Source organism: Devosia sediminis (assembly GCF_016411825.1).
Lineage (GTDB): Bacteria > Pseudomonadota > Alphaproteobacteria > Rhizobiales > Devosiaceae > Devosia > Devosia sediminis.
This window is the reverse complement of the sequence record NZ_JAEKMH010000003.1, coordinates 426,113-446,785: the sequence shown is the minus strand read 5'-3', so window position 1 is coordinate 446,785 and position 20,673 is coordinate 426,113. Positions and strand designations below refer to the sequence as shown.

Genomic DNA, 20,673 nt, shown 5'->3' with positions numbered 1-20,673 from the left:
GGGGTATAAGGTATATTACTGCGCCGGCCAGGGGGCCTTGGGCAGGATCGGGGCCGAGGCGCCTTCGCGGTCGGACGGGGCCACGGCGACGAAATTGCCGTTCTGCCACTGGCCGCCGAACCAGAGCTGGCGGAGCTGGTTGTCCTCGAGCTTGGTTTCGCCCAGCACCGTGTCGAACGTGCCGGTGGACAATTCCGCGGAGACTGCCTCGCGGTCGAGACCATGGCGCTTGATCGCCTCTTCGAGCATCTGCAGGCTCGCATAGGTGATCACCGAACCCCACCAGTCCGGCGCCTGGCCGATGAATTCCTCGTGGCGGGCGCGGTAGTCCATAACCGCTTCATTGTTCACGTCGATGCCGCCGAGGCTCATGATGCCTTCGATCTTGTCGCCATTATTGGCTTGGTAGACCGGGAAGCCGGTGCCGACGCCGAGGTAGAGCACCTTGGGATTGAAGGCCGCGACCTGGGCCTGCTGGGTCAGGGCGAAAGTGTCGGGCGGATAGGAGAAGGCGACGAAGGTGTCGGCGCCCGAAGCGGCGGCTTCGTTGAGCATGGGCGTGAAGTCGGTGGTGCCGACCGGATAGGTCACATCGTAGACCATATTGAGCCCGGCATCGGCAAAGGACTGGCGGGCCGCGGTGATGAGGTCGATACCAAAACCGTCGGCCACCGAGATCACCGCGACATCGCCGTTGATGGTGCCGGCGGCCTGCTGGTCGAGCAGGATTTTCGAGAGCGCCTCGGTATAGTCATGGCCGCCGCCGAGCAGCCAGAAACTCTTCTTCCAGCGCTGGACGAATTCGGGGGCCTTGTCGGTCACGGCCGACACCGCGAGCTGGGGATAGCCGAAGCGATCGAACAGCGGTGCCACCGCCAGGTTGAAGCCCGTGCCCCAGGGCACGAGGATGAAATCGACCTGGTCCTGGGTTGCGAGGCGCTCGACGGCGCGCACCACTTCCTCGGAGGAAGAGCGGTCGTCATATTCGAGCACTTCGATGGGGAGGCGGCTGCCATCGGGCATTTCGAGGCCGCCGGCTTCGTTCACCTCGTGCACCCAGAGCTGATAATTGGGCAGCGTGGTGATGCCGGCGCCGCCGGCATTGGCACCGGTCTTGGAAATGGCATAGCCGATCTTGACCGAGGTGCGGTCCTGAGCGGAAACGGCGGCAGTGCCGACGCCGGCCAGCAGGGTCGCGGCAAGGCCGATGGCGCGCAGGACGGACCTGCGGGAAAACACAGTCATTGGGTTCCTCCTCTGGGCCCTCCAAGCGGGCCAGCCAAGCCGGGACGTCTTCGACTGTTCTCCGGCTACTGGACCAACGCTACATGCGGAAACGGCCAATCACGAATAGACTTTTTGCGGAGAAACTTGTACTTTTACCGCAGTGATGGAGGGAAATGCGCTAAATGAATAACAGCAGCCTTCGGCCGATCGTGGAGCTGGCGCGCGAGCTTGATGGGCAGGTCATTTCCACTACGCTCGATACCGCCCGCTGGACCCTGCCGGGCGGCCAGAACTGCGTCTTTGTGCTTATTGCCGGCTCGGGCACAGTGATGACCGGCGCGGAGGCGACGCCGTTGCAGGCTCCCAACCTCATCTGGATTCCCGCCGGGCAGCGGGCCGAGCTGATGCTGCTGGCCGGGTCGCGCGGCGCCTGGCTCACCATATCGGACGCGGCCCTCGGGCAGATTGCCCTTCCCGGCCACATGGCCGAAGACATGCGCCGCTTCGCGCTTCGCCCGCAACTGGGCACCCGCATCGAGCGCGACGTGGCGGCGCGCCTCGCCACGCTCTTTGCCCTCATGACCGAGGAATTGCGTGCCAGCGCCTCGGGCTCGGAGGACATGGTGCGGCACCAGCTCGCCATCGTCGCAATCCTCCTCTGGCGCAGTTCCGACCTGGCGCCGGCACAGGCCCGCCCCGCGCCGCGGACTATTGTCAGCAACTTCCTGTCCACCGTCGACCTGCAGATGCGCAGCCATTGGACGGTGGCCAGCTATGCGCGCTATCTGGGCGTCAGTGTCGACCGGCTGACCAGCGCCGTGCAGCGCGCCACCGGGCAGACGCCCCTGGCGCTGATCCATGCCCGCCTCTTTGCCGAAGCGCGGCAGATGATGGAAAATTCCGGCCTGCAGATTTCGGAAGTCTCGGCCCATCTCGGCTTCGACGACCCCGCCTATTTTTCCCGTTTTTTCAAGCGCCTCAGCGGAAAATCGCCGCGACAGTACCGGCTCGATGCGGCGATCAACCAGGTGCGGGATGGGGGATCGTATGCGGCCTGGCCCTAGGTTGATATTGCTATCGCGGCTCCATCCACCCTCCCCCTTGAGAGGAGGGTAGTGAAGCTGGCTGCGGAGCAGCCTAGCGCAACTAGGGTGGGGTGGTGAGTTCATCCGAGAGGCTGCGAGCCGTCCAGGCTTCGACACCCCCTCCCCAGCTTTGCTACGACCGTACCGGTCTAGCGCCGCTACCCTCCCCTCAAGGCGGAGGGTGGGAAGGAGCCAATTCTCCAAAATAAGCCCATCCACCGTGCTGTACTCGGGTCGAGCCCGAGGGCGGGACGGTGAGTTTGGAAGGGCTTCATTCACACCGGCCCCTCCCATCCTTCGTCATTGCCCGGCTTGACCGGGCAATCCATGCCGCAAAGCAAGATGGACCACCGGGACAAGCCCGGTGGTGACGATGAACAAGGGTTGCACGGTTCAGGTGCGCCGCGACATTCCCATCCACCGTGCCGTCCTCGGGCTTGACCCGAGGACCACTCAGAACAGGAACCTTGCGGGTGTGACGAGCGGCCCTCGGGTCAAGCCCGAGGGCGGTGCGGTGGGTTGGGAGGCCGTAATTCCTCTCCGCCCCTCCCACACTTCGTCATTGCCCGGCTTGACCGGGCAATCCATGCGGCGACAGAAGATGGACCAGCGGGACAAGCTCGGTGGTGACGATGAACAGGGGTGCAGGGTTCAGGTGCGTCGCGCCAAATACTGCCCTGTCAACGACCCTTTGGCTTTGACCAACTCCCCGGGCACGCCTTCGAACTGCACCGTGCCGCCGTCGTGTCCGGCGCCCGGTCCCATATCGATCACCCAATCCGCCCGCGAAATGACATCGAGATTGTGCTCGATGACGATGACGGTCGAGCCGGCGTCCACCAGCCGGTCGAAAAGGCCGATCAGCGTATCCACGTCATTCATGTGCAGGCCCGTTGTCGGTTCGTCGAGCACGTAGATATTGCCCTGTCTGCCCAGCTCCGCCGCGAGTTTCAGGCGCTGCCTTTCACCACCCGAGAGGGTCGAGAGCGGCTGACCGAGGGTGAGATAGCCGAGGCCGACATCGACCAGGCCCTGGACGATCTTCTTGAGCGGCGCCTCGGTGAAATAGGTGGCGGCCTCCTCGATGCTCATCTCGTAGACATCGCTGATCGACTTGCCGCGCAGCTTATGTTCCAGCACTTCGGGCAGGAAGCGCTTGCCTTCGCAGGTTTCGCAGGTGGTCACCATCGGATCGAGATGGGCGAGATCGGTATAGATGACGCCGAGGCCGTTGCAGTCCGGACAGGCGCCCTTGGAATTGGCGGAAAACAGCGCGGCCTCCACCCCATTCTCCTTGGCGAAGGCCTTGCGCACGCCATCGAGAATGCCGGTATAGGTGGCGGTGTTGGACCGGCGCGAGCCGCGCGCCAGGTTCTGGTCGATAATGATGGTTTCGGGATAGGCCTTGGGCAGGCACCCCTGGATCAGGCTGGATTTGCCCGATCCGGCGACACCGCTCACCACCGTCAGCACGCCACGCGGAATGTCGACGCTCACATCCTGCAGATTGTTGATCGTGCCGTGCTCGATCCGCAGCGGCTCGCCTGCGGGCTGGCGCACGTGTGTCTTGATCGCCTGGTGCTTCATCATGTGCTTGCCGGTCAGCGTGCCCGAGGACAGCAGTCCCTGAAAATCACCCTCATAGACGACTTCGCCGCCGCGCGATCCGGCCAGCGGGCCCATGTCGACCACATGGTCGGCAATGGCAATCATGTCGGGCTTGTGCTCGACGATCAGTACCGTATTGCCCTTGTCGCGGAGCTGCGTCATCAGCGTGGCGAGGCTCCCCACATCATGCGGATGAAGGCCGACCGAAGGCTCGTCGAAGACGTAAGTGATGTCGGTGAGCGACGACCCAAGATGCCGCACCATCTTCACGCGCTGCGATTCACCGCCCGAAAGGGTCGAGCTTTCGCGATCGAGGCTCAAATAACCAAGCCCGATGGTGACGAGGTTTTCGAGCCGCAGCGCCAGCGCCTCGAGCATCGGGCCGACCTGCGGCGCCTGAAGCGCGCGGATGAAGACGGCGAGATCGGATACCTGCATGGCCGAAAGCTCGGCAATGGATTTGCCGTTGACGAGGCTGCCGCGCGCTGCCGCATTGAGGCGGGTGCCGTGGCAGGCGGGACAGACGGCCCGGGTAAAGATCTTCTCGTATTCGCGCAGCACATGGGGCTGCAGGCTTTCGGGATCCTTCGAGCCGAGCCCGGATTTCAACCGCGAGACCACGCCCTCATAGGTGAGGCCGATCTTGCCGACCTTGATCTTGCGCCCGTCATTGAGGTGGAAGAGGTTGTGCCGCTCTTCCTCGGTATAATCCTTGACCGGCTTGTCCATGTCGAAGAGGCCGGAATTGGCGAAGATTTCCCACCACCAGCTTTCGCGGGCGAAATCCTTGGGCAGCAGCGCGCCCTCGTTGAGCGACTTGCTCTCATCCACCACAGCCGACATGTCCATGGCCGCGACCTGGCCAATGCCTTCGCAGTCGGGGCACTTGCCGCGTGGATCGTTGTAGGAATAAAGCCCCGGCGGACCGAGCTTGGGTTCCGCCAGACGCGAAAACAGCACGCGCAGCATCTGCGCCGCATCTGTCACCGTCGCCACGGTCGAGCGCGAATTGCCGCCGAGCCTCTGCTGGTCGACGATGATGGCCGCCGAGATATTTTCGAGCTGGTCGGCATCGGGCTGGCCATAGCTGGGCATGAATTGCTGCACGAAGGCCGGATAGGTCTCGTTGATCAGCCGCTGCGATTCAGCCGCGATGGTGCCGAAGACCAGCGACGACTTTCCCGAGCCGGAGACGCCGGTAAACACAGTGATGCGCCGCTTGGGAATATCGAGCGAGACATTCTTCAAATTGTTCTCGCGCGCCCCTCTGATGACAATGGCGCCATAAAGATCGTCCTGCATGTCGTCTCCCGACCTCGTCATGTCCCCGTCCAACTCGACGGGTCTTCATTTCCTTCGTCATTGCCCGGCTTGACCGGGCAATCCACCTCCCCGCGGCATGGACCACCCGGCCGAGCCGGGTGGTGACGCCTTTGGGGAGGTCCAATTTTATCAGCGGCCCTAGATACTCGCCTTGCGGATGGCGCTGCCGCCGATTGCAAGGCCGATGACGAGGGTGGCTGCCACGACCAGCGTGCCATAAAGCACGGTCGTGCTGAACAGCTCGCCCATGAACAGCGCCCGCTCCGCCTCGATGAGATAGGTCAGCGGATTGAACCGGGACGCGACATAGAGCCAGGCCGGGCCGCTTTCGAGCGGCAACAGCACCCCGCCCAGCAGCATCAGCGGCAGGGCCACGGACTGGCTGACCATGTAAAAGAGCGAGGTATTGTTCTTGGCGGCAATGGCCAGCGCATAGGACAGGGCCGCGACCCCGACGCCGAAGAGGCCGAGCAGCACGAGGCCATAGAGCATTTCAACGGCATAAATCCTGAGGCCAAAGGGGATGGCGATGACGATCATCACCACGGCCTGGAAGAACAGCGGGAACATCTCTTTCAGCGCCCGGCCCATCAGCAGCGCCGGCCGCGACATCGGCGTGGCGAGGAACCGTTCGAGCACGCCGGACAGCAGTTCCTCGGTGAGGCTCCAGCCAACCATGGCGGTGCCGAAGAGGGTCAGCATCACCATCATGCCGGGGATGAACCATTGCAGCGGCGAAACGCCGGCGCCGCCGACATCGCCCAGGAGCGGCACGAAGAGGCCGATATAGAGCAGCGGCTGCACGAGGCCGAAGGCGAGCCACACCCAGCCCGAGATCAGCGGCTTCATCTCGCGGACGAAGCTGGTCTTCACGTCGTAGAGGAAATCCATTGCTGTCGCTCCTTCAGGCCACGCTGCCCTGCGCTTCGCGCAGCGTACGGCCGGTCAAACCAAGGAAAACGTCGTCGAGGGTGGGGCGGCGCACATTGGCACTGGCAATGTCGACCCCGACCTCATGCAGGCGCCGGATGAATTCGGGCAGCAGGGCTTCGCCCTCGCCTACCGTTACCTCGACGCGGCTGTCGCCGACCGCGACCTCACGGGCCTGGGGCAGGTTCTGCGCCAGTTCGGCGGCCTTCGCGGCATCGGAATTGGCAAGGCCAATGGTGATGCGGTCACCCGCGAGATTGGCCTTCAAACGCGCCGGCGTGTCGTCGGCAATGAGCTGGCCATTGTCCATGACCATCACCCGCTCGGCCATGGTGTCGGCCTCTTCGAGATAATGGGTGGTGAGGAAAATGGTCATGCCCGTCTCGCGCCGGAGTTTTAAGACATGCTCCCAGAGATTGGCGCGGCTATGCGGATCGAGCCCGGTGGAAGGTTCGTCGAGGAACAGCAGCGTCGGCGAATGCATCAGCCCCAGCGCCACGTCGAGCCGCCGCTTCTGCCCGCCAGAGAGCGTCGTGCCGATGCGATCCTCCATGCCGGTCAGCTCCAGCATATCGATCAGCGCATCGGCGCGCCTTTTCGCGTCGGCCGGATGCATGCGCATGGCGGCGCCCTGGGTGAGCAACTCGTCGCGCAGCTTGTAATATTGCCCGGCGCCGCTCCCCTGCCCGACATAGCCGATGCGCTTGCGCACCCCGGCCGGATCGCGGGCGATGTCGCAGCCGGCGACCATGGCGCTGCCCGAGGAGGGCGGCAGCAGGGTGGTAAGCATGCGCACCGAGGTGGATTTGCCGGCGCCATTGGGGCCCAGGAAGGCCACCAGTTCTCCCTCGGCGACGTCGAGGCTCAGTCCCTTGACCGCCTCGACCGGCCCCGCCTTGGTCTTGAAACTGCGCGCCAGGTCACGTGCATGGATCATTCTCAACTCCCCTTTGAGCGCCGAAGCAGCATCGACCCGCCTGCCGACATGACGTGTCAGCAGCGGCGATTTCGACAGGCGCTCGACTTTTGCGATGAGCGATACTAAACTTTGTACGCCGCACAAGGTTTAGCATAACATTGTACGGTGTAAAGGGTAATTTTGAGGTAGGCATGGCCGAGGAGATTTCCGGCAGGGGCGATCCGCTCAAATCGCTGCACTTGCTGTGGGGCCGGGCAAGCGCCGGCAAGCGCGGGCCCAAGTCCAAGGTGCAGCTCGCCGATCTGGTGCAGGCTGCCATCGCCATTGCCGATGCTGAGGGGATCGACGCCGTCTCGACCCGGCGCGTGGCCGAGGCGGTCGGCATTTCGGCGATGAGCTTTTACACCCACATCCCCGACAAGTCGGCGCTGATCGACCTGATGATCGATGCCATTGCCGGGGGACCCGAGGGCGCCGCCCTCCCCCGGTTCGATCCGGCGAACTGGCGCGACAACATCACCATGGTGGCCACCGCCTATCGCCAGTTCTATCTCGACCACCCCTGGGCGCTGCAGGTGGGCACGCATCGCCCGGTGCTCGGTCCCAACACGCTGCGCGCTTATGAGGCGATCCTCAGCGTCGTCGACGGGCTGGGGCTCGACGAGGTCGAGATGGACATGACGGTGACGCTGATCACCAATTACGTCTTTGGCGCCGTACGCGACGTGGCGCGGGCCGCTTCGGTCAAGCAGCAGACCGGCATGAGCGACGACGAATGGTGGTATGCCATTGCGCCGTTTCTCGAGACCATCGACTGGGCGCCCTATCCCGTCGCCAGCCGCGTCGGCCCGGTCGTGGGCGAACTCTATGGCCTGGGTGACCCGGATCGGGCCTTCACTTTCGGGCTCGAGCGCATGCTCGACGGCATCGAGGCGATGATCGCGCGGAAGGCAGCGCTCAGGGCGTAGACAATCCCCGCGCCAGTAGCGGGAGCCAGGCCTGGCCGGCTTCGCTCACCCCGAGCCGCGCGGCGGAGAAAGCGCTGTCGATGACGGGGCGAGTGACCTCGACGCCCGGAAAGCGCCAGGCGATCTCCTCGGAAATGACCGGATGGAGGTTGAGCACCCCGCCGATCAGCGCGAGCGGCCCCGCTCCAGCGCGCTTGCTGAGCGCTTCGCCGAGGCCCGCCAGTTCCGCTCCGGCGCGCCGCAGGATATCGAGCGCGGTCTGGTCGCCCGCTTCGGCGGCCCTGGCGACGCCGACTGCCAGCGTGCCGATGCGGCCGCGATCACCGGCATAGATGAACTGGCGCACATCGCTCCAGCTATTGCCCCCCACGGCCAGGAACATTTCCGCGGCCAGTTCCGACAGTTCGTCGAACGAACCGGTATGGTCGAGCGCCCGATACATCTGATCGAGCGCCTCGAGCGCGATCCAGCTTCCCGAGCCCGCATCGTCGATGAGGATTCCCCGGCCGCCCACGCGCACCACTTCGCCTTTGCTTGTGATGTGGATGCCGATGGAGCCGGTGCCGGCGGAAATGAGATGCCCCTCGCCGGGGCGGAAATGAGCGGCATAGGCCATGGCGATATCGTCCATGACGAGGACGGCGTCGGGGGCCAGGCCCAAAGCCGCACTGGCCATGGCCCGAATTTCCGCTGTAGCGGGCTGGCCAAAGCCGGTCATGCCGGCGCAGAGGCTCGCGGCCTCAAATCCGGCGGCACTCAATTCGGCGGCGACCGACGCGAAGACCCCCGCAAGACGAGCGTGTTCGGCCGGGTTGAACACGTGCGCCGTGGCGCCACTGGCACTGCCGCGCGCCACGAGCGCCCCCGTTGTGTCGCAGGCCACCCAACGGCTGGCGGTGCCGCCGACATCAATACCGAGATGAACCTGGCTCACGCGGGCACGCCTTGCCTGACGAAAGCGCGGGTGATTTCGCGCGGATTGGTAATCATGGTTCCCACCACAACGGCATGAGCGCCCGCCGAAAAGGCGTCGCGCACCAGCTCGGGCGTATTGTAGCGCCCTTCGGCCACCACGGGAATCGTCAGACGCGTCGCCAAGGCTTCAATCAGTGCGAGGTCGGGTGCATCGGGCTTGGGCATGGTCTCCTCGGTATAGCCCGAGAGCGTCGTCGCCACATAATCGGCGCCCCAGGCGGCGGCCTTCATGCCCTCGTCGAGCGTGGAAATATCGGCGAACACCTCGGCGCCGAGATCCTCGCGGATGCGCCGGATCAGCACGCTCGGATGCTCGCCGGCGCGCCGCCGCTCGGTGCAGTCCAGCGCCACGATCTCGGCGCCCGCTTCGACGATGGCCGAGGCAGCGGCGAAGTCGGGGGTGATATAGACTGGCCAGGTGTCGGAGAAGACCTTGTTTATGCCGATGACCGGCAGGCCCGCTGCCTTGGCGGCGGCGATGTCGGCCGGGCCATTGGCGCGGATGGCGACAGCGCCGCCGTCGCGCGCCGCGAGGGCCATGGCTCCCATGAAGTGCGGCCCATGCAAGGGATTGTCGGCCCGCGCCTGGCAGGAGACGACGAGGCCCCTGGGCAGGATCATTTGATCGCGCCCGAGGTCATGCCGGCGATGAACTGCCGCGACAGCACGATGTAGATGATGATGATTGGCGCGGCCGAGAGCGTGAGGCCGGAGAACAGCACGCCCCAATCGGTCGTATATTCGCCCATGAAGGTGGTCAGGCCCTGCGGCAGGGTCTTCAGATTGTCGTTCTGGATAAAGACCAGCGGGAAGAAGAAGTCGTTCCAGATGGGCACGACATTCTGGATGCCGGCAATGACCATGGCCGGGCGCACCAAAGGCAGCATGATCGACCACATGATGCGCGCTTCCGAAGCGCCATCCATGCGCGCCGCATCTTCCAGCTCATTGGGCAGGGTGCGGATGAAGCCGGTCATGATGAAGATCGTCGAGGGCAGGCCCATGGCCGTATAGACGAAGATCAGCGAAAGCTGGTTGTTGAGGATGGAGAGGTCGCGCATCAGCATGAAGAGCGGGATGATGGCGAGCTTGAGTGGCAGGGTCAGCCCGGCGATGAAGAACATCAGGATGAAGCTGGCGCCGGAAAAGGCGTAGCGCCCCAGGGCATAGGCAGCCATGGTGCCCAGCGTCAGGATCAGCACCATGGAGGCCGCGGTGACGACGAAGGAATTGAGCAGGTAGCGCAGGAAGTTGGTCTCGTTCCAGATCTTCACGAAGTTCTGGACCTGGGTGAAGTCCGGAATCCCGAAGGGCGACTGGAAGATCTGCGGCGTGGTCTTGAAGGCCGAGAACACCATGATGACGATCGGCGCCAGCATGAGGATGGTGTTGGCGATGAGGATGACCTGCAGAAGCCCATCGCGCCCGAGGGCGCCGAGGATGCCCTTGCGGTCGTAGTAGTTGGTCGCGTCGGCGCTCATAGCTGGATCTCCCGGGCGCGCAGACGCGTGGTGATGACCGCCGCGATGACGGCGATGAAGATGAAGATCAGGACGGCAAGGGCCGAACCGAGGCCGAAATCCTGCTGGCCGGAGGACACGTTGCCAAAGGCGGTGCGGTAGAAATAAAGCCCCAGCACGTCGGTCGAACCGAAGGGCGAGCCATCAAGCCCGCCCATGATGTAGGGCAGCTCGAACCAGTTGAAGGCGCCCACGAAGAGCAGGGTGAAGACGATGGTAGCGCTGGGGGCCACCAGCGGCCACACCACCTTGGTGATCTTGACCCACTCGCTTTCGGTTTCCATGCGCACGGCGTCGAGAATTTCGCTCGGGATGCGCTGCATGCCGGCAAGGAAAACCAGGGTCGGGAAACCCACCATATGCCAGGCCTGGGCCACGATGATGCTCCCGAGCGCCGTGCTCGATTGCCCGAGCCATGGCTGGGCCAGCCAGTCGAGCCCTATATTCTTGAGCGTCACATTCACCACGCCGAAGAGCGGGTGGTAGAAGAGCTTGAAGAGATAGGCGACGATGATGGTCGAGAGCACCACCGGCAGGAACACCGCGATGCGGTGGAAGCGCGCGCCGGGCAGTTCGCGCCAGAGCGCATAGGCGAGAATGAATCCCAGCCCGTTCTGCAGCACCATCAGCGCAAAGAAGACGATGATGTTGTTCTTGAAGGCGTTGATCGTCCAGCTTCGATAGGGCTCGACGAACAGCACGGTGTGGAAGTTTTCCAGCCCCACGAAATCGAGTCGCTTCAAGCCCTGCCAGTCGAAGAAGGCATAGGCGAAGGCCGAAATGATCGGATAAACGATGAACAGCGCCACGAAGGCGAGCGGCGGCACGATCAGCACCGTGATCCAGAGGCCGCGGCCGGTCATCCGAAACTGAGGCATTTGGGGCTCTCGCGCATCAAGTTCTTGGGCCGTCGCGCCCTTCGCATGGAAGGCTCAACGCACTTTATAGTCTCGGCACCAGCCCACCCTCCCCCTTGAGGGGAGGGTAGCGCCGCTCGGCCCAGTGGGCCGTAGCAGAGCTGGGGAGGGGGTAGCCCGGCGTTTCACCGGTGGACCCCCACCCTCATTCCCTCCCCTCAAGGGGGAGGGAGGCGAAGGCGCTAATTCGGGTGTGGGAGTGACGGGGTCAATTGCCCGTCACTCCCCCTTTGGCGGAGGGAGTGGCCGCCTTAGTCCTTGAAGGGTTCGTACCAGGCGGCAAGACCCGTGGTCAGGGCTTCGCCGATGGCTTCCGGCGTGGTTTCGCCGGCGAACAGCTTCTGCATTTCGGCCTGGATCAGCACCGAGCCCGAGGGTTCGCCGTAACGGAAATGGGCGAGCATCAGGTAGGGGATCGAGGACTGGTTCAGCTCATTGACTTCGGCCAGAAGCGGGTTGTCGAAAGTGACGCCCGGAATGGTCGAGATGTTGTTGAGCGTATTGGCGAAAGCCTGGCCGAATTCCTGGCTGGCCAGGTAGTTCACGAAGGTGATGGCCGCTTCCTTGTTGGGCGAGGCGGCATTGACCGCATAACCGCCGTCGAAATAGAGGCCGACCAGCTTGTCGTCCTCGGCGGCACGGCCCGGAGCGGGGAAGACGCCCAGTTCGATATCCGGATTCTGCGCCTTGAAGGTCGCCAGCTCATAGGAGCCGCCGACAAACATGCCGGCCATGCCCGAGGAGAAGAGCTGCTGGGCGCTGGGGTAGTCGAGGCCAATGAAGCCATCGGGGAAGTATTCCTGGGCCAGCTCGTTGACGGAGGCCAGGGCCGAGGTGAAACGCTCGTCGGTGAAGTCGGCAGTGCCGGCCATCAGCTCGTCATAGAAGGCCTTGCCCATCAGCGAGGAGCCGAGGCCGAAGGTCACGGTCTCGTTCTGCCAGGCGGTCGCCGTGCCATTGGCGAAGGGGATGACGCCGGCATCCTTGAGGGTCTGGGCGGCGGCGACCAGTTCGTCCCAGGTCTGGGGTTCGTCGAGCCCGTTCGCTTCGAAGAGCGCGGTATTGTAGATCACCAACTGCGTCTGGCTGGCAAAGGGCACGGCATAGAGCTTGTTGTCGGCGCGCACGCTTTCGGCGGCGAGGGCCGGGGCGGCGAAGTCGGCCAGAGCCGGCACGCTGTCGGTGGTCAGCTCTTCGAGATAGCCGGCGACGGCGACGTTTTCGAGCCCGCCATAGGCGCGCACCATCATCACGTCAGGACCGGTGCCACCGGCAAGGGCGGTCGAGAGGATGGTGTTGTAATTGGTGGCCTCAAAGGTCTCGAAGGTGACGGTGATGCCGGGATTGGCCGCCTCGAAGGTTTCGATGAACTGCTCATAGGCAGCGCGGTCTTCCTGGCGCCAGCTCCAGAACGTGAGATCCTGGGCCATAACCGGGGCGGCGACGAGCACGGCGCCCAGCAAGGCTCCCGCGCGAAGTACAGTTTTCTTCATGGATTTCCCTTCCCTTGAAAACGTCTTGGAATGGTCCCTTCCAAACCCCGTCAGGGGTTCAGCCGCCGGCCATCCTCGGCGGAAAAATAATGCGCCGCGCCTGGCGTGACCGTCACGGTCACCGCCTCGTCGGGAGCAAAGAGATCGTTTGGGGTGGTGCGGGCCGAGAGCAGCGTGCCGTCGGCCAGCCGTGCATAGACATAGGCGTTGTCACCCAGATATTCGGTGTACTCGACCTTGGCCGAGAGCCCCTCGCTCCCAGCACCGCGATGGAGCTGCACCGCATCGGGCCGGAGGCCCAATTTCAGTGATGTCGCGTCCGGCAGCGCGCCGGTCACCACCGCGCCACCATTGGCGACGGCGAGCCGATCGCCATCCCGCGTCACGTCGACCAGCGCCATTCGCGGCGAGCCGATGAAGGTGGCGACAAAGGTATTGGCCGGCGTTTCATAGAGATCGCGCGGCGACCCCACCTGTTCGATGCGGCCATTGTTCATGACCACGATCTTGTCGGCCAGGGTCATGGCCTCGACCTGATCGTGGGTCACATAGATCATGGTGCCGCCGATCTCGCGATGGAGGCGGGCGATCTCGAGGCGAACCTCGGAGCGCAAAGCGGCGTCGAGGTTGCTGAGCGGTTCGTCGAGCAGGAAGACGTCGGGCTTGCGCACCAGGGCACGGCCGATGGCGACGCGCTGGCGCTGGCCGCCGGAAAGTTCGCGCGGCTTGCGCTTGAGGAGCGCTTCGAGCCGCAGCATGCGCGCCGCCTCGGCAATGCGCGCTTCGACCTCGGCCTTGGTGAGGCCCATGAGCCGGGCGCCAAAGGCCATGTTTTCATAGACGTCCATATGCGGATAAAGCGCATAGGACTGGAACACCATGGCGATGCCGCGGCGCGAGGGCGCCACGTCGTTCATCCTCGTGCCGTTGAGAACAAACTCGCCCTCGGTGATCGGGTCGAGCCCGGCAATGAGGCGCAGCAGGGTCGACTTGCCACAACCCGATGGGCCGACGAAGACGACAAATTCGCGGTCACCGATCTCGAGGTCGATGCCATGCAGGACGGCAGTTTCGCGAAAGCGCTTCTTGATGCCGCGAAGCGATAGTTGAGCCACGTTGCTCTCCCGTCCCGACCCGCCCACGCAGGTCCTCGGCCCGCTGCAACCAGCGCGCCAATTGGAATACTAAATTCCGCAAATTGAATGTGTCAAGAATATCCGATTACACAACCCTCGTGAGCGGGTCGCGCAAAAGCGTCGCGACCGGCCGTTCATCCGAGGGGTCCAGGAGGGGGGCCGGTTCAGCGCGCCTTGAGCACGGTCACGGCGCTTTCGGAATTATGAATGAAGTCATGCGCATCGGCCTGCTGCCGGATCATCAGGATGAACAGCATGTCCATCAGCATGAGCTGCGCATCGCGCGAAGTAATGGCCGAGGACCGCACCCGCTCTTCATCGGCCACGGTGAAGAGATGAATATCGGCCAGGTCGAGCAGCGGATTGGGCTGCAGGCCGGTCATCGAAATGACCGTCGCGCCGCGCTGCTTGGCGACTTCGGCGATCCGCAGGGTTTCGACGCTGCGCCCGGAATGAGAGAGCGCCAGGAGGACGTCGGCCTCGTTGAGCGCCGAAGCATTGGAAATCTGAATGTGGCTGTCGCTGTCGAGCAGCGCCATGCGGCCGAGCTTCAGGAGCTTGTAGGAAAAATCCTTTGCCACGAGGGACGAGGCGCCCACCCCGGCAAGCTGGATCTTGCGCGCATTGACGAGGGAAGTCAGAGCCAGATCAATGGTTTGCTCATTGTTGGCGGCCAGCGTTTCGCGCATCGACAGGAGCTTCGAGCCGATCAGTTTTTGCAGGATCGTGACATAGCTGTCGGCCGCGTCGATGGTGCCATGGATCACCCCGCCCGGCGCATGCCATTCCAGCGCCTTGGCCTTGTTTACCGCGAGCTTCAGTTGCTGGTAGCCGGCATAGCCGAGCTTCTGGCTAAACTTGACCACGCTCGACTGGCTGCGGCCGGTGGCTTCTGCGAGCGCCGCCGAGGACAGGGTCAGCATCTGCTCGGGATGGTCGATGATGAACTGGGCGATCTGCCGATCGGCCTGGGTCATGGTTTCGAGCTTGGCGCTGAGGATCTTGAGGACAGACATTGCGGCTTCCGTGACACCGGTGCCCATTCCGGCCCCCGTCTTTCCCGAGGACTAAAGCGGACGCCATCAAAATTGCAACTGGCTTCTCCCGCACATCCCCACCCGCCCCATGGCCAAGCGGTTCAGCGCAAAATCTGGAATACAATATTCCATGTATCGTTGACAGACGGAATATTCATTTCTAGCATCAGGCCGGAACTTGAGCATAGGCACAATGGCAAAAACCACCCTCATGGCCGAGCTGGAACAGCTCGTTTCCGAAGCCCGCAATCCCGAGACCATGCAGATCGACCTCATGAGCTCGAGCGAAATCGTCGCGGCGATGAACCGCGAGGATGCGCGCGTCGCAGAGGCCGTGGACAAGGTCCTGCCGCAGGTCGCCGCCACGGTGGATTGCATCGTCGAAGCCTTCAAGGCCGGCGGGCGCCTCGTTTACATGGGCGCCGGCACCAGCGGGCGCCTGGGGGTGCTCGACGCGTCCGAATGCCCCCCGACCTTCGGCGTGCCTGAGGGCATGGTCGTCGGCCTCATAGCCGGCGGCGACCGGGCTTTGCGCCACCCCATCGAAGGCGCCGAGGATTCCCGCGAAGAGGGCCGCAAGGACCTCGAAAAGATCAATCTTACGGCGAAAGACGTGGTCGTCGGCATCGCCGTTTCCGGCCGCACCCCTTATGTCATCGGCGGGCTCGATTATGCCAAGCAGGTCGGCGCGGTGACGGCCGCCCTTTCCTGCAATCCGGATTCCGCCATTGCCAGGATGGCCGACATTGCCATTTCGCCGCTGGTCGGCCCCGAGGCGTTGACCGGTTCCACGCGACTGAAATCGGGGACGGCGCAGAAGCTGGTGCTCAACATGCTGACCACGGCCAGCATGATCCGCATCGGCAAGTCCTATGAAAACCTCATGGTCGACCTCTCGGTCAGCAATGAAAAGCTGGCGGCCCGCGCCACGCGCATCCTCGTCGACGCCACCGGCTGCTCGCCCGAGGATGCCGAAAAATTCCTTGTGGCCAGCAACAACAACGTCAAGCTCGCCATCATGATGGCGCTGACCGGCATGGATGCCGGAGCCGCCGAGACGGCCCTTGGCAATGCCGACGGCTTCTTGCGCCGGGCCGCTGCCCAGCACCAGCCGCGCGCGGCGAGCTGAGCCATGGACCTGCTCGTCAATCTCTATAGCCGCAAACTGGATGACCTGAAGGCCCGTGCCGATAAGGTCGAGGCGACCATTCGGGTCGCCTTGCCGCCCGAGCAGCACATCATCAAGGACTGGGTGCGCAAGCACTTTTCCGAATACTGGGTGAGCGAAGTCAGCGCCGCCATGGCGCATCAGCCGCCGGGATGCCTCATCGCCACGGTGGATGGCCAGCTCGTCGGCTTTGCCTGCTACGACGCAACGGCGCGCGGTTTTTTCGGCCCCACCGGTGTCTCTGAGGACCAGCGCGGCAAGCGCATCGGCATCGCGCTCTTCTATCACACGCTCGTGGCCATGAAGGCGCATGGCTATGCCTATGCGGTGGTTGGCTCGGCTGGCCCGGTGGACTTCTACGTCAATGCTGCGGGCGCCATGCCCATCCCCTCCGACAAGGAGGACATCTACCAGGGCCTCCTGCGCATCAAGCCGCAGCCACAAGGAAACTAGTTCTATGCCGTCGACGCCTCTCGCCCTTTTCGTCGGTATGCCGGGCCATGAGCTGTCGCCGTCGGAAATCGCCTTCTTTCGCGAAGCCAATCCGTTCGGCCTCTTCCTCTTCAAGCGCAATCTCGACAATCCCGACCAGATCCGCCACCTGGTCGGGCAATTCAAGGAGGCCGTCGGCCGCGACGATGCCCCTGTCTATATCGACCAGGAAGGCGGCCGCGTGCAGCGGCTCGACAACGGCAATTGGCCGCTCTACCGCTCGCTCGGGGATTTCGGTGCCCTCGCCCGCAAGGACCTCGAGACCGGCAAGCGGGCCCTGCGCCTCTCGTCCCTCGCCATGGGCACGATGCTTTCCGAACTCGGGCTCGGCAGCGGTACCACGCCGGTCGTCGACCTCGCCCGTCCCGGCACCCACAATGTCATCGGCAACCGCTCCTTCGGCGACGATCCGGAACTGGTGACGACGCTCGGACGCGTCGTCGTCGAAGCCATGCTGGAAGTGGGGTCCATGCCGATCTTCAAGCACATCCCCGGCTATGGTCGCGTCAATGTCGATCCGCATTTCACCTGCCCGGTGGTCGACGCCACGGTCGAGGACATGGCCGGCACCGACTTCAAGCCCTTCGTGGCCTTGCGTGACGCGCCCTGGGCCATGGTCGCCCATCTCATCTTCTCGCAGATCGACGCCGAGCGCCCTGCCTCGGTTTCGCCCGTCGTCTGCGACATGATCCGCCGCGACCTCGGCTTTGACGGCGTCCTGATCAGCGACTGCCTCACCATGGAGGCGCTCAAGGGGACCTGGCCGGAACGCGTACGCGCTTGCCTTGATGCCGGCTATGACATCGCCCTCCATAGTCAGGGCAATCTGGCCGCCAGCGAGGCGGCGGCGAAGGCGGCCAACCCGCTGAGCGCCGAAAGCCTCGCCCGTATTTCCCGCGCCGAAGCCCGGCTCGGGTCAGCTCGCTTCGACGTCCAGGCCCTGCATGGCGAAGTCGAGGACATTTTCAGGGAGAACGGCTTCGCCTGACAGACGAGCCGCATAACAAGGAGAGATATTGAAATGATCAGAACGTCATGGATTGCAGCCGCATCCGTGCTCGCCCTCATGGCGGCGGCGCCGGCCCAGGCCCAGGACGCCAGCGGCAATGTGCTGACCCTGGTGTCCGAGCAGACCACCACTTTCGTGCGCAACTTCAACCCGTTCGGCCAGACCTCGGCGCGCTATACCACGCTCGATTTCATGTATGAGCCGCTGGTGGTGTTCAACCGCCTCAAGGCCAATGAACCGAACTTCCGCCTCGCCGAGAGCTACGAGCTGGCCGACGACCTCAAGTCGATCACCTTCGTGCTGCGTGAAGGCCTGATGTGGTCGGACGGCGAGTCGCTTGATGCCGACGACGTCATCTTCACCTATGACTACATCACCAAGTTCCCGGCGCTCGACTTCATCTCGGTTTCGGCGCTTTTGGAATCGGTTGAGAAGGTCGACGATCGCACCGTCACCTTCCACCTCAAGGAACCCAATTCCCTGATCGCCAACACGATCGTCGGCATGCCCATCGTTCCCGAGCATGTGTGGGCCGATGTCGCCGATCCGGTGACCTTTGCCAACGAGAATCCGGTGGGTTCGGGTCCGATGACCGAAATCACCCGCTTCACCCCGCAGGTCTACGAGCAGTGCCGCAACCCGCATTACTGGGACGCGGAAAACCTCAAGGTCGATTGCCTGCGCATGCCGCAGCTCGCCGACAACCCGCAGGTTCTCTCGGCGCTGGCCGAAGGCACCCTCGATTGGGCCACGAGCTTCATCCCCGACATCGACAATACCTTTGTCGCCAAGGATCCGGAGCACCACCACTACTGGTTCACCCCGTCGAGCCTGGTTTCGCTCCAGATGAGCATGACCACGCCGGACGAGAACAACCGCAAGGCGTTCACCGACGTCAACTTCCGCCGCGCCCTGTCGCAGCTCATCGACCGCCAGACGATTGTCGACATTGCCGGCTATGGCTATCCGCTTGTCAATGACGACCCGGCGGCCCTGGGCGAACTCTATGCGTCCTTCGCCAATCCCGAAGTCGATGCCCAGTTCGGCCAGTATGGCCAGTTCGACCTCGAAGCCGGCATCGCCGCGCTCGACGCTGCCGGCTATGTCGATGCCGATGGCGACGGTTTCCGCGACAATCCCGATGGCACACCGATCACCATCGACTTCATGGTGCCCAATGGCTGGACCGACTGGATCGACGCGGTGCAGATTTCCATCGAGAGCCTCAGCGAAGCGGGCCTCAACGTGAAGATGTCGACGCCGGAAGCCGCGGTCTGGACGCAGAACCTGATCGACGGCACCTATTCCATGACACTCAATGCCCTCGCATCGGCTGCCAACCCGTACTTCCCGTATATCCGTTCGTTCAACCCGAACGATTTCGGCAAGTCGCGCTTCACCGCGCCGCATTGGGAAAATGCCGAGCTCAGCGACCTGCTGGCCCAGTATACCCAGACCAAGGATGCGGACGAAGCCAAGGCGCTGATGGACCAGGCCCAGCTGATCGTGGCCGAGAACCTGCCGATCGTGCCGATCTACAACAGCCCGGCCTTCTACCAGTACAATACCAGCCGCTTCACCGGCTGGGCCGACGCCGAGAACCCCAAGTACTCGCCCGTTGTCTCCAACGCCAACCCGGCCCGCCTGCTGCAGTTGCTGGATCTCGATCCGGTCGCGGCTGAGTAAATACTCAACCCGGAGGAGCGCGAGCTGCGCTCCTCCATTCTGGCTGCTCGAGCACAGGGCATCCACCAACGCAGACTGTCATCCCGGCGAAGGCCGGGATCCATCCTGAGATCTCAAGATGGGCCCCGGCCTTCGCCGGGGTGACAATTGGGGATTGAACGCCTTAGCTGTTCTCACTTGCCCCGGGAGAATTTCACCATGGCCTTTTTGCTGCGGCGACTGGCGTTCTATCTCGCGGCCTTTCTTGTCGCCGCGACCATCAATTTCTTCCTGCCCAGGCTGATGCCGGGCGATCCGATCCAGATCATGTTCGCCAGTGCCGGGTCCGAGCTCAGCCTCGAGAACCTCAATGCGCTCAAGCTGACTTTCGGCTTTATCGATGCGCCGCTGCACGAACAGTATTTCGCCTATCTCAAGAGCGTGTTTACCGGCGACCTCGGCCGCTCGATCAAGTATTTCCCGCTGCCGGTCACGGAGCTGCTCGGACGCGCACTGATCTGGACCGTGGGCCTGATGGGCATTGCCACCGTCATCAGCTTTACCCTCGGCAGCTTCCTCGGCATCTTCGCCGCCTGGCGCCGGGGTCGCGCGGTGGACTCGGTGATTTCGCTGGGCGCGATCTTCTCGAGCTCGGTGCCGGCCGTGGTCGTGTCGCTGATCATGCTCTTCATCTTCGGCTATACGCTGCGCTGGTTCCCCAACGGCTATGCCGCCAATCCGCTGATCGATCCCGCCTGGAACTGGCAGTATATTTCCAGTGTCCTCTACCACGGCACCCTGCCCATGCTGACGCTGGTCTTTGTGCTGACGGGCGGCTTCGCCGTGACCATGCGCAACAACATGATCAACCTCCTGGGCGAAGACTATATCGTCATGGCCCGGGCCAAGGGCCTCTCGGACAACAATGTCATGCTCTGGTATGCGGCGCGCAACGCGCTCTTGCCCACCGTATCGAGCCTAGCCATCGCCATCGGCACCATTCTCGGTGGGTCGCTGGTCACCGAAGTGGTGTTCAACTATCCGGGCCTCGGCAACACGCTCTACCAGGCGATCATCGCCCGCGACTATCCTGTGATCCAGGGCCAGTTGCTGATCATGACTGCCGCCATGCTCGTTTCCAATTTCGTCGTCGATCTGAGCTATGTGCTGCTCGATCCGCGTCTCAAGAAGGCCTGACGCG

General features: G+C 63.5%; 18 protein-coding genes. 7 read left to right on the top strand and 11 right to left on the bottom strand.

What is annotated here, in order from left to right; translation table 11 throughout:
* Window positions 1–15 precede the first annotated feature (15 nt).
* Window positions 16–1,245, bottom strand: a complete 1,230-nt coding sequence (locus tag JEQ47_RS15265) for an amino acid ABC transporter substrate-binding protein (protein ID WP_198877263.1) — start codon at window positions 1,243–1,245, stop codon at window positions 16–18.
* A 164-nt stretch (window positions 1,246–1,409) separates the two neighbouring features.
* On the opposite strand from JEQ47_RS15265, the gene JEQ47_RS15260 reads away from it, so the two are divergent.
* Complete coding sequence (locus JEQ47_RS15260; protein ID WP_198877262.1) at window positions 1,410–2,291, top strand: helix-turn-helix domain-containing protein; 882 nt, start codon at window positions 1,410–1,412, stop codon at window positions 2,289–2,291.
* Window positions 2,292–2,963: 672 nt separating this feature from the next.
* Here JEQ47_RS15260 and JEQ47_RS15255 read toward each other — a convergent pair.
* The 3 genes from JEQ47_RS15255 to JEQ47_RS15245 all read right to left on the bottom strand — a co-directional run bounded on the left by JEQ47_RS15255 (window position 2,964) and on the right by JEQ47_RS15245 (window position 7,110).
* A complete protein-coding gene (locus JEQ47_RS15255; protein ID WP_236020890.1) occupies window positions 2,964–5,243 on the bottom strand; it encodes an ATP-binding cassette domain-containing protein in 2,280 nt (759 codons plus the stop codon).
* A gap of 138 nt (window positions 5,244–5,381) precedes the next feature.
* The gene (locus JEQ47_RS15250) at window positions 5,382–6,134 is read right to left on the bottom strand and encodes an ABC transporter permease (protein ID WP_198877261.1); all 753 of its coding nucleotides are present in this window, start codon (window positions 6,132–6,134) and stop codon (window positions 5,382–5,384) included.
* Between the two features lie 13 nt (window positions 6,135–6,147).
* A complete protein-coding gene (locus JEQ47_RS15245) occupies window positions 6,148–7,110 on the bottom strand; it encodes an ATP-binding cassette domain-containing protein (protein ID WP_198877260.1) in 963 nt (320 codons plus the stop codon).
* A 173-nt stretch (window positions 7,111–7,283) separates the two neighbouring features.
* On the opposite strand from JEQ47_RS15245, the gene JEQ47_RS15240 reads away from it, so the two are divergent.
* Window positions 7,284–8,060, top strand: coding sequence for a TetR/AcrR family transcriptional regulator (locus JEQ47_RS15240; RefSeq protein ID WP_198877259.1), 777 nt, complete (start codon window positions 7,284–7,286; stop codon window positions 8,058–8,060).
* Here JEQ47_RS15240 and JEQ47_RS15235 read toward each other — a convergent pair.
* From JEQ47_RS15235 to JEQ47_RS15205, 7 genes are all read right to left on the bottom strand, one after another.
* Window positions 8,050–8,994 (bottom strand): N-acetylglucosamine kinase, encoded by a 945-nt coding sequence (locus tag JEQ47_RS15235; protein ID WP_198877258.1) that lies wholly within the window; start codon window positions 8,992–8,994, stop codon window positions 8,050–8,052. The two genes, JEQ47_RS15240 and JEQ47_RS15235, sit on opposite strands and share 11 nt — an antisense overlap.
* Complete coding sequence (locus JEQ47_RS15230; RefSeq protein ID WP_198877257.1) at window positions 8,991–9,656, bottom strand: N-acetylmannosamine-6-phosphate 2-epimerase; 666 nt, start codon at window positions 9,654–9,656, stop codon at window positions 8,991–8,993. Before JEQ47_RS15230 ends, JEQ47_RS15235 begins: the two co-directional genes overlap by 4 nt.
* A complete protein-coding gene (locus JEQ47_RS15225; protein ID WP_198877256.1) occupies window positions 9,653–10,516 on the bottom strand; it encodes a carbohydrate ABC transporter permease in 864 nt (287 codons plus the stop codon). The genes JEQ47_RS15230 and JEQ47_RS15225 overlap by 4 nt, the downstream gene beginning before the upstream one ends.
* Entirely contained in the window at window positions 10,513–11,433 is a 921-nt protein-coding gene (locus JEQ47_RS15220) for a carbohydrate ABC transporter permease (RefSeq protein WP_198877255.1), read from the bottom strand. Before JEQ47_RS15220 ends, JEQ47_RS15225 begins: the two co-directional genes overlap by 4 nt.
* Window positions 11,434–11,723: 290 nt before the next feature.
* Entirely contained in the window at window positions 11,724–12,965 is a 1,242-nt protein-coding gene (locus tag JEQ47_RS15215) for an extracellular solute-binding protein (protein WP_198877254.1), read from the bottom strand.
* 50 nt (window positions 12,966–13,015) lie between these two features.
* A complete protein-coding gene (locus tag JEQ47_RS15210; protein WP_198877253.1) occupies window positions 13,016–14,080 on the bottom strand; it encodes an ABC transporter ATP-binding protein in 1,065 nt (354 codons plus the stop codon).
* 185 nt (window positions 14,081–14,265) lie between these two features.
* Window positions 14,266–15,117, bottom strand: coding sequence for a MurR/RpiR family transcriptional regulator (locus JEQ47_RS15205; protein WP_198877252.1), 852 nt, complete (start codon window positions 15,115–15,117; stop codon window positions 14,266–14,268).
* Between the two features lie 214 nt (window positions 15,118–15,331).
* Between JEQ47_RS15205 and murQ the strand changes: the two genes are divergently transcribed.
* From murQ to JEQ47_RS15180, 5 genes are all read left to right on the top strand, one after another.
* Window positions 15,332–16,267, top strand: a complete 936-nt coding sequence (murQ, locus tag JEQ47_RS15200; RefSeq protein ID WP_198877251.1) for an N-acetylmuramic acid 6-phosphate etherase — start codon at window positions 15,332–15,334, stop codon at window positions 16,265–16,267.
* Window positions 16,268–16,270: 3 nt separating this feature from the next.
* On the top strand, window positions 16,271–16,759 hold the full coding sequence (locus tag JEQ47_RS15195) for a GNAT family N-acetyltransferase (RefSeq protein WP_198877250.1): 489 nt from the start codon (window positions 16,271–16,273) through the stop codon (window positions 16,757–16,759).
* 4 nt (window positions 16,760–16,763) lie between these two features.
* Entirely contained in the window at window positions 16,764–17,786 is a 1,023-nt protein-coding gene (locus JEQ47_RS15190; protein ID WP_198877249.1) for a glycoside hydrolase family 3 N-terminal domain-containing protein, read from the top strand.
* A gap of 36 nt (window positions 17,787–17,822) precedes the next feature.
* A complete protein-coding gene (locus JEQ47_RS15185) occupies window positions 17,823–19,493 on the top strand; it encodes an ABC transporter substrate-binding protein (protein ID WP_198877374.1) in 1,671 nt (556 codons plus the stop codon).
* Between the two features lie 198 nt (window positions 19,494–19,691).
* Window positions 19,692–20,669 carry an ABC transporter permease gene (locus tag JEQ47_RS15180; protein ID WP_198877248.1) on the top strand — a complete coding sequence of 326 codons (978 nt, stop codon included), beginning with the start codon at window positions 19,692–19,694 and terminating at the stop codon, window positions 20,667–20,669.
* Window positions 20,670–20,673 lie beyond the last annotated feature (4 nt).